The organism is Dyadobacter sp. CY347 (assembly GCF_021502655.1).
Taxonomy (GTDB): domain Bacteria; phylum Bacteroidota; class Bacteroidia; order Cytophagales; family Spirosomataceae; genus Dyadobacter.
On record NZ_JAKFFT010000016.1, the window covers coordinates 14334 to 31247 of the forward strand.

Here is a 16914-nt window from a genome sequence, read left to right on the forward strand (position 1 = left end):
ACTAATATAGCGATTTATATGGAACTCCATCGTTTAAAATGGATTTTTCCAGCTCCTGGAATTTTATTATTATGGAGATTTAAAGCGTAAGCAAAACACCTACGGAAGCATAATTAATCCAGTTGAAATTGTAGATTTCGTCCGTATCAGCGCCTCCTTCAACGACTCTGTAACCTGCTTTGATGCCAAATTTGGGATTAACCTGATAAGCCACGCCTGCAAAAATGTCCTCAGCACGACCCTGTTTCGCCGCTAAAGCATCGCCTTCCAAGATCACAGACCAGCGATAAGATGGCTTGTAAGCCGCATAAAAGTTAACCAGCGGAAGAAAGCCAACATTATCGAAATGCGTGTCATTAGACTCGTTTTTGAAGCGCACATCTGCATCCCGAATCTTGGCCGTAAGACCCAAACCCACACGCCAGCGCGCTTTTGCAACAAAATCATAACGATAAGTCAGTCGGTAGGAATTGAATTTGTAAAAAACTTCCAGTGGCTGTCCAGCAGCATAGTTAATGCCGTTGAAATTGACATTTTGATTAAATGCACCGTGATATTTAACAGATAGTGGCGCGAACAATGCGCTGATATTGTGCCGGTTGCCAATCGTGTAAGTGCCCCTGATGCGATAAAAGATCTTTGGATCAATGCTCAGATCATTCGCCAGGTTAACCTGTGAGCCGCCCACATTGGGAATGCGCACTTTGTTATAATTCGTTCCAAACACCACCCCACTTTCCAGATCAAGCCGGAATTGTGCGTAAAGCGGTGATGAACAAAGCATTAAAATGAATAAAATAATTTTTCGAGATCCCATATCCGCACCTATCTAAAAAAACAAACAACCCGATGATGAGTTGTTTGTATAAAAGTGATGCCTGAAGCGAATGGTTACGCTGACTTCGAATGTGTTATGCTTCGATCGTTTCAGGATAGTTTTTTACATTTCTTACAAAAGACTTGATGTCCTGTTCGAGATCATTGCTTTCCTGCAAAACACGGATGAATGCGCTGCCAATAATGGCGCCTGCTGCATAATCCGAAGCTTTTTTGAATGTTGCATGGTCTTTAATTCCAAAACCGATTAGTCGTGGATTACGGAGCTGCATCGCATTTAATCTGTCGAAATAAGCTTCCATATCATCGCTTACGCCGGTGTTAGAACCTGTAACGCTGGCTGAGGAAACGGTGTAAATAAAGCCTTCACTCACTTCGTCGATCTGACGAATGCGTTTTTCGGAAGTTTGAGGCGTTACCAGAAAAATGTTCAGAATGCCGTAAGCATCGAAAATGGCTTTGTATTCATTCAAATACACATCCATAGGCATATCAGGCAGGATAAGCCCGTCAACGCCCACCTCAGCGCATTTTTTACAGAAGTTTTCAATGCCAAATTGCAGAACCGGATTGATATAACCCATCAGCAAAACAGGAACGAAAATGCTTTCACGCATATCCGCCAATTGATCAAAAAGGATCTTGACAGTCATGCCATTTTCCAGCGCTCGGTCATTGCTTTTCTGAATGGTTTCGCCATCGGCAACAGGATCTGAGTAAGGCATTCCAATCTCAACCAGATCGGCGCCGCCGTCCTGCAAAGCCCGTAAAACGCGCGTTGTATCATTCAGCTCCGGGAAGCCTGCTGTGAAATATACATTCAGCAATCCGGGCTCATTGTGGTCTTTTACGCCGCTAAAAAGGGTTGTAATGCGGTTCATTCTTGTGTCCAGTAATCAATTACCAAAACTTTGTCCAAATGCGGTCCAAGGACTTTTCCAAATGCTTTGTGGTCAGGATGCGGTAAATAAACTTCGCGTGCTGCTTCGTTCTCGAATGTTACGAAAAACGCATGTGTGAAGCCTTGCGCCAATCCTTCCGGGCTGTTGTTCGTGCCCCATTCCAGGCTTTTAATCTCCTTAATTTTAGAAGGCAATGCTCTGAATGCATCTTCCACTTCTTTCACTTGTGCCGGCGTTGCCGAATCTTTGAATTTGAATAGAACAACGTGACGGAGCATTTTCTTAGGAGCTGGGTTTTCAGGTGAAGCAGATGCCAAAGCGCCAAAAAGAAGCATTCCGGCCATTAATAGTAACTTGAAGTTCATAATTTGAAAAAGTAAGGTAAAAGGTGAAATACTATGCGGAACAATTCAAACATTCGCCTTCGTCGCTGAATTTAAGCCGGTCGAATTCGCCCAGCTTTTCTTTGAGTTCAAGGATTTCGTCTTCCAGGTCGCATCTTTCAAAAAGCGAAAGTTCTCCGGAGTTTACTTTTCCTTCCAGCTCCTGTATTTTGAGCCGCAGATCAAAAACCTCAGGTAAGGTCAGTGTTGCCATTGTAATGTGGTTATGAGTAAATTAATCGATGTATTTCATGTAAGTAGCCATATCCTTATCGCCGCGGCCAGATAGGTTCAAAATGACCGTCTCGTTTTCCGTAGCGCCTAACTGACCTAAAATGGCCAATGCATGCGAAGATTCCAATGCAGGGATAATGCCTTCAAAACGAGTCAGTTCAAATGCAGCCTGCACAGCTTCTTCATCCGTTGCGGACATAAAAATGCCTCTTCCGCTGTCATACAAATAAGCATGCTGAGGCCCGATTCCAGGATAATCCAGACCAGCTGAAATTGAGAAAGGCTCTACAACCTGTCCGTCCTCAGTTTGCATTAAAATCGTGCGGCTCCCGTGTAAAACGCCTGGTTTTCCCAAAGCCGTTGTTGCAGCAGAATGTCCTGAATCAATTCCTTTTCCGGCAGCTTCCACGGCCACGAGCTTCACATCTTCATCATCCAAAAAGTGATAAAATGCACCCGCCGCATTGCTTCCGCCACCCACGCAAGCCACCACATAGTCAGGCGTTTCCTTGCCAGTTTGCTCTTTTAACTGCCATCTCATTTCCTCTGAAATAATGGATTGAAAACGCGCCACCATATCCGGATAAGGATGCGGTCCCACAACGGAACCAATGATGTAATGCGTGTCTACCGGGTTATTAATCCAATGGCGCATTGCTTCGTTCGTAGCATCTTTCAATGTACGTGAGCCGCAAGTTGCGGGCCTAACTTCCGCACCAAGCATCTTCATACGCGCCACATTAGGCGCCTGACGTTCAATGTCCAGCTCGCCCATGTAAACGATGCATTCAATGTCCATTAATGCGCAAACTGTTGCGGTTGCAACGCCATGCTGACCAGCGCCAGTTTCCGCTACAACGCGTTTTTTGCCCAATCTTTTAGCCATTAGGATCTGCCCAACGGTGTTGTTCACCTTATGAGCTCCTGTGTGGCAAAGATCTTCGCGTTTGAGAAAGATATTGGTTTTATATTTTTCCGAAAGTCGGTTTGCCCGATAAAGCGGCGTGGGACGTCCTACATAATTGCGCAGGAGATCATTGTATTCTTTTTGAAAAGAAGGCTCTGCAATGATGCTGAGATAATTTTCACGCAGTTCTTCCACGTTCGGATACAGCATTTCTGGAATGAATGCGCCTCCAAAATTGCCGTAATAACCGCGGCTGTCAACCTGATATGACTTCTTTTCTAATGTTGCTTCCATAGTTTCTAAGCTTCCGCCTCTTCTTTCTCTTTTACACGAACTAAACTGAACAATTCTTCAAGCTTGGCAATGTCCTTTACACCTGGCTCCGTTTCAAACTGACTATTAACGTCAATTCCGTAGATAGGAAGCGTTTTGGACAATGCAATAATGTCGTCAACATTGTCGACGCTGATGCCTCCGCTCAGGAGAAAAGGCTTTTCATTGTCGTATTTTTTCAAAAGGTTCCAGTCAAACGGCACGCCGTTTCCCCCTGGGTTATCGCCTTTTGTATCAAACAAAAACAAATCACAAAACGACTTATAATTGTTCAGCATTGCAAAGTTGAAAGATGCGTCAATACTGAATGCTTTGATCACATTAACCCCTTTCTGGCGAATGCTGCGACAAATGTCCGGCATTTCGTTTCCGTGGAGCTGAGCATATTGCAAGTCGTATTTTTTAACCATGGCAAGAATATGGCCCGGACTTGCATTCACAAACACGCCGACTTTCTTAATGTTCTTAGGAATGCTTTTTACAAATTCTTCATCCAAATCTTCGCCAACAAAACGGGGTGATTTTTCATAAAAAATAAACCCGATGAAGTTAGGCTGTAAAGCCACAACTTTTTCAATGTTGTCTTGCTGGCGCAGTCCGCAAACTTTTATTTTCATAAAACCAAAGGATTTAAATTGCTTTGTTGAGTTAAGTCAATTTGTAAATCCGCCAGTGCGGTTCCGGGATTTACAGTCTTCATAAATGTTTCACCTATTAAAAACCCTTTATATCCGTAACCATACAACCGGTGAATGGTCTCGGCGTCTTTCAGGCCACTTTCTGATATTTTAACAAAAGAATCGGGAATCTGTTCACTCAGCGCAATCGAAGTTTCAATGGACGTTTCGAAGGTTTTGAGGTTGCGGTTGTTAACCCCCACAATATCAATGTTTTCACCAAGCGTTTCAGCCAGTTCTTCGGCATTATGCACTTCTAACAAAACTTCCAAATCCAGGTCATGCGCCTTTTGGCTTAATGAAACCACTTCGGCCGGGGTAAGGCACGCTGCAATGAGCAAAATCACGTCCGCGCCTATCGCTTTTGCTTCATAAAGCTGATATTCATCAATGATAAAATCTTTGCGCAGCATTGGAATCATTTGGTTCGCTCGGCGGGCACTTAGAAAGTCTTCAAATGATCCGCCGAAGAAATCAATGTCCGTCAAGACAGACAAGGCAACCGCGCCCGCATTTACATAATCAAATGTTACAATTTCCGGAGAAACATTGGCATTAATGATGCCCTTGGAAGGGGATTTCCGCTTGAATTCCGAGATAATCTTTGGAGATGAAGCATTTCTCAATGCCGTCGACAAGGAAACCGTTTTACGCGCAAACAATTCTTCTTTTTCCAGATCAGAAACCGACTTGTTTTGCTTGGCCTCAATGACTTCCTCCCGCTTTCTCGCGACAATTTTATCTAATATGTTCATCTGATTAATCTGCTATCAATTTTTTAAAGCTGGCCAAAGCCTTTTTGCTTTCCAGTGACTCACGCGCTGTTTCCACCGCATCCAAAAGCGATAATGCCGGATTTGCGCAATGCAATGCCAATGCAGCATTCGCCAGCACCGCCTGCTTTTGCGAGAATGTTGCTGTATCGTTCAATACATCCATGAAAATTTTGGCAGATTCTTCGACTGTTTCTCCTCCCGACAGGTCTTGCGCGCGCAAAGTTTGTAACCCTAAATGCGCGGGAGTCAGAACTTGCTCTGTTTGAGCGGTAATGATTTTAAAAGCACCTGTTAATGACACTTCGTCGTAACCGTCTAATGCGTGAAGAACCAGAAATTGCTTGTCAGTCTGTTGGTAAAGATAAGCAAAAAGACGTGCCAATTCAAGACTGAAAACGCCTACAAGCTGTTTTCTGGGCGAAACCGGATTCACCATCGGACCCAGCATATTGAAAAAAGTTTTCACGCCCAGTTCCCGGCGAATCGGCGCTACATTCTTCATCGAAGGATGGAAAAGCGGCGCATGCAGAAAGCATACATTTGCCTCATTGATCTTGCGTTCCAGATAATCTTTCTCATTGGTAAACTTCGCCCCAAGAAATTCCAAAACCGTGGACGAACCGCACATCGAGGAAACGCCATGGTTACCATGCTTGGCCACATGCTGCCCCGCGCCCGCAACCACAAAGCAAGACAATGTTGAAATGTTGAATGTATCCTTTCCGTCGCCTCCAGTTCCGCAAACATCAATGGGATCATAAGCTGAAAGATCAACAGCTAAGCATAGTTCTAACATTGCGTCCCGGAAGCCTTCCAATTCTTCAACCGTTATGCTGCGCATGGCATAAATGGTCAGGAATGACGCGATTTCAGAATTCGAATATTTTCCGGTGCTAATGCCAATCAGGACGTCTTTGGCTAACTCTTTACTTAAAACTTTGTATTCAAAAAGATGGCTAAGAATCTGCTTCATGTTCATGCTAAGCGTAATGAAAGAATGTTTTTACTGTTGAAAAATTGAATTTGTTCTCTAAATTTTCAACCAGTTTTCCAACATTTCTTTCCCATGCTCGGTCAGCACAGATTCCGGGTGAAATTGCAGGCCCTTAACGTCATATTTTTTGTGTGAAAGTCCCATTACACGGCCTTGTTCGTCCAATGCGGTGATCGTCAGGTCATCCGTAAATGTTTCCGGAATGACAGTCCAGGAGTGATAACGGCCGACTTTGATCTCCTTGGGTAATCCTTGGAAAATGCGTTCGGAAGGATCTGTGACAATGGCTGTATCGCTGATCCCGTGAAGCACGTCAGTCATATTTTCAAGCGTAGCACCATAAACCTCTCCTATCCCCTGATGGCCCAGACAAATGCCTAAAATACTTTTGCTTGGGCCATATTCGCGGATCAATTCATGCATGATGCCTGCTTCCGAAGGAATTCCTGGTCCCGGGGAAAGCAGGATTTTATCATATTTCCCAACCTCTTCCAGCGCAATTTTATCATTGCGGACAATGTCCACCTGATCATTCAGCTCGCGGAGAATGTAAACCAGATTGTATGTAAATGAATCGTAATTATCGAGCACTAAGATTTTCATTATTTCCAGTTTTTGCGGGTTGTATCCTACTGTTTAAATTTCTTCTGCAAATTCAATGGCCTTCCGTAAAGCCGCCAGTTTGCTATTTATTTCCTGTAACTCACTTTCCACGTTAGACTTGGCCACAACGCCCATTCCAGCCCTGAAAAACAATGTGTTATTCTTGCTCAGAAACGTCCTGATGGCAATGGCGTGATTGAAATCACCATTGAAATCCATAAAGCCGATCGCGCCGCCATAAATGCTTCGGTTGCTCGTTTCCATCTGATCAATGAGCTTCATCGCATTGTGCTTAGGCGCACCTGAAAGTGTTCCCGCCGGGAAAGTGTCCGCCACCAGTTGTAGTGGATTCACGCCTTCATTCATCTTTCCTACAACTTTGGAAACCAAATGGATTACGTGCGAGTAATACTGGACTTCCTTATAATTCGTCACTTTCACCGCGTCGCAGCTTCTGCTCAAATCATTACGAGCCAAATCAACAAGCATAACGTGCTCCGCAGTTTCCTTGGGATCATTCAACAAAGCCTGCGCCGCCTCCGCGTCTGCCTGGTCATCGCCTGTTCTGCGGAATGTGCCTGCTATGGGGTGAATTTCAGCTTGTCCGTTTTTGATAAAGATCTGTTTCTCAGGCGAAGAGCCGAAGATCTTATAACTGCCGTAATCGAAATAAAATAAATAGGGCGAAGGATTAATGGAACGCAATGCACGGTAAACATTGAACTCGTCACCCTGGAAATGGCGGCTGAACCGGCGCGAAGGAACGATTTGGAACACATCTCCGCGGAGGCAATGATCAATTCCTTTCTGGATCACCGCCCGCATTTCATCGTCTGTGACATTGGACGTTTCGTCAGAAGCAATTTGAAAATCGTATTTAGGGAAATTGCGGTTTTTGATCAAAATCTCAATCTGCTCAATGCCACTCTCCTGCTCCGAATCTCCATATTGATGCTCAAAAATATAAAGCTCATTTTTGAAGTGGTTAATCGCAATCACATATCGGTAAACCTGATAAAAAATCTGATCAATTTCTGTCTCAGGGCTCGCAGGTTGAATGATAATGTCTTCAAAATAACTTACTGCATCGTAAGTCATGTGACCGAAAAGGCCATTGGAGATAAAAGGAAAACCGCTTTTTTCGGATTTGAAACTTTGTGCAAAAGCATATAATGTCTGCACCGCATCTCTTGGGTTTTCCAGGGTCAGATTAAGCTGCTGCCCGTCCGGAAATTGCTGCGTAACCACATTTTGATTCAGTTTGAAAAAAGCAACCGGATCGCAGCAAATGTATGTGAATGAATTCTCATTGCCGTGATAATCAGAGCTTTCCAGCAAAATGGTGTTGACAAAACGGTCTCTTAATTTTAAATAAATAGAAACCGGCGTCAATGTGTCGGCCAATAGTTTTTTATGGCGGGTTGATATCTGAAAAGTAGGATTTGACATTTTTTAAATCTTAAAAATTTATAATAATGGCACAAAAAAACGGCTCGCTGTCAGATGAACAGCGAGCCGTATGTAAAGTATATTTCTAGTTATACCAAAGCAATAGCTACTCGTCCATCTTGTTAAGACGTGCACGCCACCACCAAATAGTATTTACAATTTTCATATCTCAGTTTATTAATGCCTTGCGACATTGTCGGTGACAAATATAAAATAAAATAAATGTGATTTTATTTATTTGAAAAAAAATTATTGCATTGTACCAGCCAGTTACTTCTCCCTGATCCGCTTTACGACCCTGACTGCCGTCATCATTAACACTGCAAAAATAACCAGTCCTAACACGCCCCAAAGCCAATCTACAGTGTTTTTTAAAACGACCAGGAAGACAATGGCGAACAGGAATATCGTAGCAACCTCATTAAAAAGCCTTAATTGAAAAGAAGAAAACCGGAATATTCCGCGGCGCAGTTCCGATAATATCTTGCCCGTGAAAAAATGATAAGCCAGCAACCCGACTACAAACAGGAGTTTTAACTGCATCCAATCCTGATCAAGCCAGGACGGTGTAATGTAGAGCATTATCGAGCCGAAAATAATGGTAAGCCAGCAAGCGGGTGTCATAATCGCGTTCCAGAGCAGCTTTTCCATTTTGGTAAATTGTGTAAAAAGGATCTGGCGCTCAGCCTCGGATTTGTCCTTTGCTTCCGTGTGATACACAAATAGCCGGGGCATGTAAAACAATCCGGCGAACCACGCGACCACTAAAATGATATGGAGTGCCTTAAAATGAAGATAAGTCATGGTGATATGATAATCAGGGCGCGCCTGGCTGGCAGCGTTCAGCCGCCCGGGCAAATTGCCGATCTTTTTGATTTCAAATTTCGTAAATAAAGAGCGAATCCGCCGGATAAACTTTCTTGGAATGCGATTCGTTTACCAAATAGCAATATACAATTCAACAACATGAGGACTACGATCCCAATTTTCACGTTCCTGTTTTTGTGTTGCATGGTGGTGATATCATGCGCGCAGTCAGATAAAAAACAAAAAAAGCAGATGAGTAATGAAGCGTCTTCGGCAGCATTGGACGAAAGTAATGTTGATATGGCCAACACCGAAATCGCTACTTTCGGAACCGGATGTTTTTGGTGTACAGAGGCAGTTTTAGAGTCATTGGACGGTGTTAAGAAAGTTGTTTCCGGCTACGCAGGCGGAAGGATGGCTAACCCGAGTTATGAGGAGGTTTGCACCGGAACAACAGGCCATGCCGAGTGTGTAGAGGTTGTTTATGACCCGAAAGTCATCACCTATGCGCAACTTTTGGAGGCATTTTTCCGCAGTCATGACCCAACATCGCTCAATAAACAAGGAAATGATGTGGGCACGCAGTATCGGTCGGTCATTTTCTATCACAACGAAGATCAGCGGAAGCTGGCAGAACAAGCCAAGGCCGAACTCGACAAATCGGGCGCGTACACAAAGCCGATCGTGACTGAGATTACGAAGGCTCCAAAGTTTTATTTGGCTGAGGATTACCACCAAAACTACTTTGCAAACAACCCTGATCAGGGCTATTGCGCGTTTGTGATCGCACCGAAGCTGGACAAGTTTAAGAAGGTTTTTAAGGAAAAATTGAGGAAAAACATTTAGTAAATAAGGGGTGAAGTTTACGCTTCACCCCCTATGTTTTAGGGAACGCCCCGAATAATAACTACAATGGCACAAGTTTTGAAGCATTGAAATAAAGGCTTTAATTTGTGCCATTATTTTTTAACAATAACTAATCTATTACGATGAAAAAGATTCTATTTTCGTTTTTGCTTGCGGCCGTTTTGGGCGTAACTTCAGAAAAGGCTTTCGCCCAATTTGAAAAAGGAGATAAATTATTGAATGTGGGTATTAACCTTGGCGGAACTTACGGCGGCGGCGGGATCGGTGCTGGTGCTTCCTTCGAAGGCGGTGTACACGACTTTATTAGTGTAGGAGGTCAATTTGACTTTGTTCACTGGGGTTACGGCGGCGGAATTTATGGTTACGGCTGGAACTATAATTTCATTAGCATTGGTGCGAGAGGTTCATACCATTTTGGAAAACACTTTCTAACCATTGATAATCTTGATCTTTATGCAGGTCCTGCATTAGGTTACCGTATTGCTACTTCTTCTTATGACGGCGTAGGTTATGATGCTTACGGAAGCGGTGTTTTCTTCGGAGCATTTGCAGGAGCTCGTTACTATTTCAAACCAACAATGGGTGTTTTTGCAGAAGTTGGTTACAATGCATCTCCTTTGAAAGCTGGGATTACATTTAAGTTCTAATCCAGAATAAAATATATCACAAAGGCTTCGGAATCACTCCGAAGCCTTTTTTTGTATCATTGCATCAAATCAAAATTGCATACGTAATGCTAAATGACCCGATCTGTTTCCAAGATCAAATCCTGGGTTGATGCTAAGCGTAATGGGTTCGTTTCTTCTCGTCAGCTCTCTTCTGACCCTGGTCGCTTTGGAGCCATTTTTCCCTCCTTTTACAAAACCGACTGTGCCGAATGTAACACCGCCGGCAAAGCCGCCAATCATCATCCAGGCGCCTCTCATCGCTCTTTTTTCATCTGCATAGCTTTTGTAATTTCCGTTTGCATCTGTTGCGCTTACCACCATCCCGGTTCCTATCGCTGCTAAAATCACACCTGCCGAAGTTCCTGCAATACCCATGATCATTCCACCTTTCGACTTGGCCTTATAATATTTATATATAGCCCGAAGCCGGTCCGGCGAAGCAGCACGCAATTCTTCTTGAAACCTTGCTTTCGGTGATACTGCTGTGGACGGGGATACCATTGGAGCCGAAGTTTTTGGAGTTGCGGGAGCATAATAGCCGGGCACTTCCAGCACTGCTTCGAAAGTTTCGACCTCGCCATTACCGTAATTAATGGCTGCAATTTCAGTTTTCCTGATTGAAAACAGCGGTCCTTCTGGATCAGTTAATTTCTTGTATTTCACAACATTATCCTCAACTTCCTGGATAAGGACTTCGAGTTTTGTAGCGTCGCGAAGTGTGATAATGTCGGCCTTGCGCTGCGTTTGAGCAGAAGCAAAATGGGCGGCCAATAGTAAAAAGAGAAAGAAGACCGATCTGATCTTCTTTCGAAACATTGTGATTTTCATCGGGAAGGAAGTTATAATACGAAATTTAGTAACCTTTAATGTTACTAAATAAATGGTATTATAACGATATCCTCACGGATAATAGGCCCGACTTACTGAACGGATCAAAATTGGGACGAATTGTTAAGATGCTCAGCGACTGATTTCTGCGTAGCAATTCTGTTTTAACTTTCTCTGCCCTGTTGCGATGGAATTTGTAATTGCGGAAGCCGATGAGTCCTAGCCCCACACCAACAACCGGACCTGCAATCGCCAGAGAATTTCCAATGGTTTTGTTGTCGGGACTGTTTCCTGAACCTGCTATAATAACGCCTGAAACCAGGGAAGCAGCGGCAAACGATGTGAAGACAATAGCGCCGGTTTTTCCGTCCATCGACCTGTCGTGATGATAGCGATATTTGTCCCTAAGCTGATCCGAATTCGCCATGACGACGCTCCTATCAAACTTATTTGTGGGCAAATTAGCCATGTCAGCGTATTGGCCGACACTATCCGGCGGAATGTGGCCTACCAGAACTGAATCTCTGACGTTGATGATCTTACCGGTTTTAAGAATTACCCGCGCAACATTATCGAGGTAAATGTAACTTTTTGCGCTGTCCGCTGTTCCCAGATCCCGGTAATTGATCTTTTCATAGCTCATTTGCGTAATCAGCGCTTGAATCCTCGAACTATCGCGCTTGACGATCACGTCATTTTTTGAACTCTGAGCCCAGGATGCGTTTGAAACAGCGAAACAAAGAACGACGCCAAGGATCAGGCTTGATTTGATAAATGTGTGTAGATGCATGATTATAATGTTAGGTTGAAACGAATCGTAAGCTACATAATCTTTCGAGACAACCCTTAAAAAACCATGCTAACTATACGCCAAATTTATTGAGCTGTTTCACAAGTACCTCAAAATCTTTGGGATACGGCGCTTCCACCCGGATCGGATCTCCATTCATCAATGCAAAAGATAATGCAAAAGCATGAAGTGCAACGCGCTGGATAAGAGGCTGTTCCTCCGTTTCCTTTTTTAAGTTAAATTTTCTTTTCAAGCTTGAAAGGAAAATCGGTTCGCCACCGTATTGCGGATCACATACGATCGGCGCTTTCAGGCATGAAAGGTGAATGCGGATCTGGTGCATGCGGCCGGTAATAGGGATGCATTCTACCAATGTGTATCCGCGGTAGACTTTTAATGTATTAAAAATCGTTTCCGCCACTTTGCCTTCGGCGCGGTCGATCTTGACGGCTGTGCCATTTTTCAAGGGTAAAATGGGCAGGAATACGGAAATGCTGTCCAGGTTGTGAATGCCGTTTGCGACAGCGTGATAACGTTTCGTCACTTCCCGATGCTCAAACTGCATCGCAAGATGCCGGTAAGCGGCTGGGTTTTTGGCAAAAGCGAGTACGCCGGACGTTTCTTTATCGAGCCTGTGCGCCGCCTGTAATTCGGAATTATATTCTTTTGCCAGTCTCAGCACACTTCCTCCCCTATCCGCCGTCCTTTCGTCCAATGTCGCCAGATGCGGCGGCTTATTAACGAGTAAAAAATCCTCGTCTTCAAATAATATCAGGTCCTTAAAATTGATCTTCATAAATCTTCAAATAAAAATAATCCGGAAAAACGACCACGAACGGTAATTCTTCCGGATTGGCTTATGCTTCGTATGAGCGTTTTCTTAAACAAAGGTAATTAATAATGAATTTAATATCAGTCGAAATTCATTTCTAAACCAAAACGCCAACCTTCGTTGGGTTGGGGTTAATGGTGTCGGATTCGACGAGGCCGTCGCGTAGGCGGACGATTCTGTGGGCATAATGTGCGATGTCTTCTTCGTGGGTTACCATGACGATCGTGTTCCCCTTGCTGTATAACTGGTCAAAAAGATCCATGATTTCGTAGGAAGTTTTGGAATCCAGGTTTCCCGTAGGCTCATCGGCAAGCAGGATGCTGGGATCATTAACGAGCGCCCGCGCAATGGCCACACGCTGGCGCTGTCCACCTGAAAGCTCGTTCGGCTTGTGCCCGGCGCGGTTTTCAAGGCCTACGTTTTTAAGTGACAACATTGCTTTTTCTGTCCGATCGGATTTGCTTAATCCTGCATAAATGAGCGGTAGGGCAACATTGTCAAGCGAAGACATTCTTGGTAAAAGATTAAATGTCTGAAATACGAAACCAATTTCCTTATTCCTGATTTCAGCTAATTCACTCTCTGTCATATCACTTACATCCTTATTATTCAGAATGTAACGGCCGGTTGTGGGCGTGTCGAGGCAACCGATAATGTTCATCAAAGTGGATTTCCCGGAACCAGACGGCCCCATAAAAGCCACATACTCGCCTTTATTGACAGAAATGGTAACCGATTTCAAAGCCTGGATAATCTCGCTTCCCATCACATAACGCTTCGAAATTTCAGTGGTTTCTATGATTCTCATGTAATGGCTTGTTCAGAATTGGGATAAATATTTGAATTTATGCGGCGGACATAATGGTGCGCAAATGGCTGCTCACATACAAAGCGGCAAGAATCACTGCCGGGGAAACCGACTCATTATCAAGCGTGCCTTCATCTTTCCAGAAGCTGGTTAATGTAAATTCCGTAGCTTCTTCACCGGTTTTCACAAACCATTTCTTTCTGGTCCAGGACTCATATTTCCATTCATACAGTTCGTCTTCGTAGGTAATTGTGGCGGATCCGTTCCAAATATTGTATTTGATCTCGCCAAGCACCTTTGCGCCGTCTATATCCAGAATTTTGGTGATTGTATTTAAAAGGCCTTCATTTTTGAAGCGGAGCAGGTGACCATTCAGCTCACCATATCCGGTACTTTTCCAAAAATTTGTTTTCAAAATCCCGACGATCAGCTTGCCCCGAAATATCCGGCATTCGGTTCCGCTCAAATTAGATTTCCAGGATAAAGACATGTTGATGAAGTGTAATTAGATTTCTCTAAAATATTAAATCACTGAAATTCCGCCCGTTGTTTTTCGATAAGAGCCCGCATGGGCTGATAGCGAGTCATAAATTGCTGATAATCGGCAGGCAATGCATACTGTCTCACCTTTTCCTCACCCTCATTCCCCTGGCCGATCAAACCCTGTTCCAAACTTAAATACGCATATTGTTCCCAAAGTTGTGGCGCGTATTCATTGTATCGCAATGCGTTCAATACCAACTTGTAGGCTTTGGCTGTTTTTTTTTTCTGTCTGTAATGAATTGAAGCTGCGGAGACGGTCTTTTCATCGAAAGGGTTTTTTCTTACCGCATTGTCAAAGTTCGTGTCCGAAGGCGTTTTTTGCGCGGCTAGCAACAGTGAATCGGTCGCAGACTTTGGCTTGATCCCGGAAAACAATGTTTGTTTTAATTTATCAATCGCTGGGTTTGGCTCTTTTTCCTGCAATTTGTCCAAAAGAATAACCGCTATCGCCTGCTTGTCAGACAATGCATTTGCAACAGCCATTCCAGTAGTTCCCTCCGCTCCTTCAACACCCGAAAGCGCTTCAATGGCCTGATCATAAAGCCCAAGCTGCAAAAGCCAATGTCCTAGTATTTTATGGTACAGATCGCTTTTTTCTCCACCCTCATCCGCCCAACCTGAGAGTGTTTCCAATGCTTTGAGCTTATCGCCACTATAAAATTCAGAATAAAGCGCAGCCAGGCTTAAATCTTGGGAGAGAACTGGATTTTTGGTTGCTAATGCTGGTAAAAGTTTTGCTGGCAGACTGTCATTTTCGGCCTGATTGACACTATAATTTAATAAATATGCAAATGCCGCAGCACTCAACAGCGAATCTTTTGGCACTGCATTCTTGTCAAATGTTTCTTTGGAAAAATTTTGTCTCAGATTCTGCACGGCAAGCCAATTTGCCTGCCAGGACAGATAATCCCGCTTTTCGCTGGCCGATGCGAGCGAGTCAAGCAACCCGGCATCTGTGTTTTTTGCCAAAATAGCGAGTAAATTGGCTGCCGGGATCTCCGCCCGTTTCGTCGCTTCCTCCGCCCTTGCGAGATAATAATAAGCTGAATCCGCTACATTGGTTTTGAAATACAGCATGCCCAGGTTATTCAGCAATTCACCGCTTTTTGGAAATGTCCGGACGCCTTCCTGCAAACTATAAACGGCATCAAAAAACAAATTTTCCTGCACCAGAATGCCGCTCAATCCGGAGTAAGCCTGCGGAGATGGATTTTTAAGCAAAGATTGCCTGAAATAAAAAGCCGCCGCATTCCGATCGCCCTGGCGTAATGCAAGCGAAGCCAATGCATAGTTGGATTTATGGTTTTGAAATTCCTGCTGAACAGCCAGTCTGTAATATTGCTCGGACAGTGAAAACTCCTCCGTATTCGCATGTAAATCGCCCAAACCATTGAAATAACCAGCAATAGCCTGATTGACCGGCAAAAGTCTTTGGATAGAAAAAAGGACAATTAAGATCGTAAAACCAAACAAGCGCGTTTGCGTAAGGCCAAAGCGGAGTGGCTTGTAAAGGACTTTATAAACAGCCAGTTTCTGCTGGAAAAGCGGGTAAAAGTTGATCAGAACATAAAATATAAATAGCACGCTCATCGAAAGCTGGCCTTGCACCACAACATCTTCCAATGTCTCCAAAACCGGATCATTGGCAGTGGCCAACATATAACTCGTGAAGGAAACAGCAATGATAAACATCCCGATATATAGCCAAAAGCCAGCGCTTCGGAACGGAATGATGCCATCCGTAGAATCCGCACGGCGACGAAAACCCCAAATGCCCAGAATGGCGGCTGCCAAAGCGAGAAAAGCAGGGCTTATTAATGTAACATCCCAGTCAATCTGCTTTGTGTTTCTGAGATACAACAAGAGCAACAATAATATATACAAAATACTGATAACAAGGAAATTAACCAATCCGGATTTCCCTTTCGAAACCGATCCGCTGGTGCTGAGCCAGACCAGGGCAGCAATAATTTCTGTTGAGGAAACGATTAGGAAGAGAATCGTAATAAGGAGCCAAAATGGAAATGAGTATGATGCTGCTGTCAACGCAGGAAAAGGTGTTTCGGCAGCAAAAGCAATCAAAACAGCCAGCAGCGCCGTAAGGCCCCCAATTGCAAGAATTCGCTTTGCGATGCCTATATCGGGCCTGAATGCATGGAAATAGTAGGTTGTGCCTGCATACAGGATCACCGTTAGCAGAAAAAGTGCACGGTTAGCATCTCCAAATACACCCAACATTTCTAGCCGCGAAAATGCCAGAAAAACAATTAATGCAATAGTCCCGGCCAGATACCAAAACCGAGACATGGTAGTTAATGCTGCCAGAATGATCGTTAGCCCAATGAGAGATAAGGTCAAAAACACCGTAACCGAAAGGAAATCCGTCTCCATAACCGAAGCCATAAAGCTCTCTGTAACCAAATGTGAAGGCGTTGAAATGCCATATTGCCATTCTCCAAGTCGCAGCAAATCCACCACCGCAGTCGTCTCGGACAACTCGCTGATCACATTCCAACGAATCACATTCCCCAGCGGATCAATGCTTTTCGCAGCAAAGAAAATCAAAGCCAACGCCAAGACCAGAAAAGCCGCAACCGTCATCCTACGCTCCGACGGCGACCAAACCTTCCAGAAAAAAAACTCCTTCATATATTTTATTTAAAGCAATTGGGGAAC

19 protein-coding genes are annotated in these 16914 nt (G+C 44.0%); 2 read left to right on the forward strand and 17 right to left on the reverse strand.

The annotated features are described in order from the left end of the window. Nucleotides 1–79: 79 nt before the first annotated feature. From L0659_RS25960 to L0659_RS26010, 11 genes are all read right to left on the reverse strand, one after another. The gene (locus L0659_RS25960) at nt 80–784 is read right to left on the reverse strand and encodes a hypothetical protein (RefSeq protein ID WP_235129532.1); all 705 of its coding nucleotides are present in this window, start codon (nt 782–784) and stop codon (nt 80–82) included. 127 nt (nt 785–911) lie between these two features. Continuing rightward, on the reverse strand, nt 912–1718 hold the full coding sequence (gene trpA, locus L0659_RS25965) for a tryptophan synthase subunit alpha (protein ID WP_235129533.1): 807 nt from the start codon (nt 1716–1718) through the stop codon (nt 912–914). Continuing rightward, nucleotides 1715–2074 (reverse strand): Dabb family protein, encoded by a 360-nt coding sequence (locus tag L0659_RS25970; RefSeq protein ID WP_235129571.1) that lies wholly within the window; start codon nt 2072–2074, stop codon nt 1715–1717. The genes trpA and L0659_RS25970 overlap by 4 nt, the downstream gene beginning before the upstream one ends. A 61-nt stretch (nt 2075–2135) precedes the next feature. Next, the gene (locus L0659_RS25975; RefSeq protein WP_026632703.1) at nt 2136–2336 is read right to left on the reverse strand and encodes a hypothetical protein; all 201 of its coding nucleotides are present in this window, start codon (nt 2334–2336) and stop codon (nt 2136–2138) included. A gap of 21 nt (nt 2337–2357) precedes the next feature. Next, nucleotides 2358–3557, reverse strand: coding sequence for a tryptophan synthase subunit beta (trpB, locus tag L0659_RS25980; RefSeq protein WP_235129534.1), 1200 nt, complete (start codon nt 3555–3557; stop codon nt 2358–2360). A gap of 5 nt (nt 3558–3562) precedes the next feature. Further along, the gene (locus L0659_RS25985; RefSeq protein ID WP_235129535.1) at nt 3563–4213 is read right to left on the reverse strand and encodes a phosphoribosylanthranilate isomerase; all 651 of its coding nucleotides are present in this window, start codon (nt 4211–4213) and stop codon (nt 3563–3565) included. Next, nucleotides 4210–5028 carry an indole-3-glycerol phosphate synthase TrpC gene (trpC, locus tag L0659_RS25990; protein WP_235129536.1) on the reverse strand — a complete coding sequence of 273 codons (819 nt, stop codon included), beginning with the start codon at nt 5026–5028 and terminating at the stop codon, nt 4210–4212. The genes L0659_RS25985 and trpC overlap by 4 nt, the downstream gene beginning before the upstream one ends. A 4-nt stretch (nt 5029–5032) precedes the next feature. Beyond that, complete coding sequence (gene trpD, locus L0659_RS25995) at nt 5033–6022, reverse strand: anthranilate phosphoribosyltransferase (RefSeq protein ID WP_235129537.1); 990 nt, start codon at nt 6020–6022, stop codon at nt 5033–5035. A 57-nt stretch (nt 6023–6079) separates the two neighbouring features. Then, the gene (locus L0659_RS26000; protein WP_235129538.1) at nt 6080–6646 is read right to left on the reverse strand and encodes an aminodeoxychorismate/anthranilate synthase component II; all 567 of its coding nucleotides are present in this window, start codon (nt 6644–6646) and stop codon (nt 6080–6082) included. Between the two features lie 33 nt (nt 6647–6679). After that, nucleotides 6680–8095 carry an anthranilate synthase component I family protein gene (locus tag L0659_RS26005; protein ID WP_235129539.1) on the reverse strand — a complete coding sequence of 472 codons (1416 nt, stop codon included), beginning with the start codon at nt 8093–8095 and terminating at the stop codon, nt 6680–6682. Nucleotides 8096–8365: 270 nt separating this feature from the next. Beyond that, nucleotides 8366–8899, reverse strand: coding sequence for a CopD family protein (locus L0659_RS26010; protein ID WP_235129540.1), 534 nt, complete (start codon nt 8897–8899; stop codon nt 8366–8368). A 255-nt stretch (nt 8900–9154) separates the two neighbouring features. On the opposite strand from L0659_RS26010, the gene msrA reads away from it, so the two are divergent. Both msrA and L0659_RS26020 read left to right on the forward strand, forming a co-directional pair. Beyond that, nucleotides 9155–9748 carry a peptide-methionine (S)-S-oxide reductase MsrA gene (msrA, locus tag L0659_RS26015; protein WP_235129541.1) on the forward strand — a complete coding sequence of 198 codons (594 nt, stop codon included), beginning with the start codon at nt 9155–9157 and terminating at the stop codon, nt 9746–9748. 143 nt (nt 9749–9891) lie between these two features. Then, nucleotides 9892–10416: a porin family protein gene (locus L0659_RS26020; protein WP_235129542.1), complete on the forward strand. Its 525-nt coding sequence runs from the start codon at nt 9892–9894 to the stop codon at nt 10414–10416. Nucleotides 10417–10485: 69 nt separating this feature from the next. Here L0659_RS26020 and L0659_RS26025 read toward each other — a convergent pair whose 3' ends face one another. From L0659_RS26025 to L0659_RS26050, 6 genes are all read right to left on the reverse strand, one after another. Then, a complete protein-coding gene (locus tag L0659_RS26025) occupies nt 10486–11265 on the reverse strand; it encodes a hypothetical protein (protein ID WP_235129543.1) in 780 nt (259 codons plus the stop codon). A 58-nt stretch (nt 11266–11323) separates the two neighbouring features. Further along, entirely contained in the window at nt 11324–12055 is a 732-nt protein-coding gene (locus L0659_RS26030; protein WP_235129544.1) for a hypothetical protein, read from the reverse strand. 73 nt (nt 12056–12128) lie between these two features. After that, nucleotides 12129–12851 carry an RluA family pseudouridine synthase gene (locus L0659_RS26035; protein WP_235129545.1) on the reverse strand — a complete coding sequence of 241 codons (723 nt, stop codon included), beginning with the start codon at nt 12849–12851 and terminating at the stop codon, nt 12129–12131. A gap of 133 nt (nt 12852–12984) precedes the next feature. Next, nucleotides 12985–13695: an ABC transporter ATP-binding protein gene (locus L0659_RS26040; protein ID WP_235129546.1), complete on the reverse strand. Its 711-nt coding sequence runs from the start codon at nt 13693–13695 to the stop codon at nt 12985–12987. 37 nt (nt 13696–13732) lie between these two features. Further along, nucleotides 13733–14185 carry a hypothetical protein gene (locus L0659_RS26045; RefSeq protein WP_235129547.1) on the reverse strand — a complete coding sequence of 151 codons (453 nt, stop codon included), beginning with the start codon at nt 14183–14185 and terminating at the stop codon, nt 13733–13735. A 38-nt stretch (nt 14186–14223) separates the two neighbouring features. Continuing rightward, nucleotides 14224–16887: a hypothetical protein gene (locus tag L0659_RS26050; protein ID WP_235129548.1), complete on the reverse strand. Its 2664-nt coding sequence runs from the start codon at nt 16885–16887 to the stop codon at nt 14224–14226. Nucleotides 16888–16914: the final 27 nt, after the last annotated feature.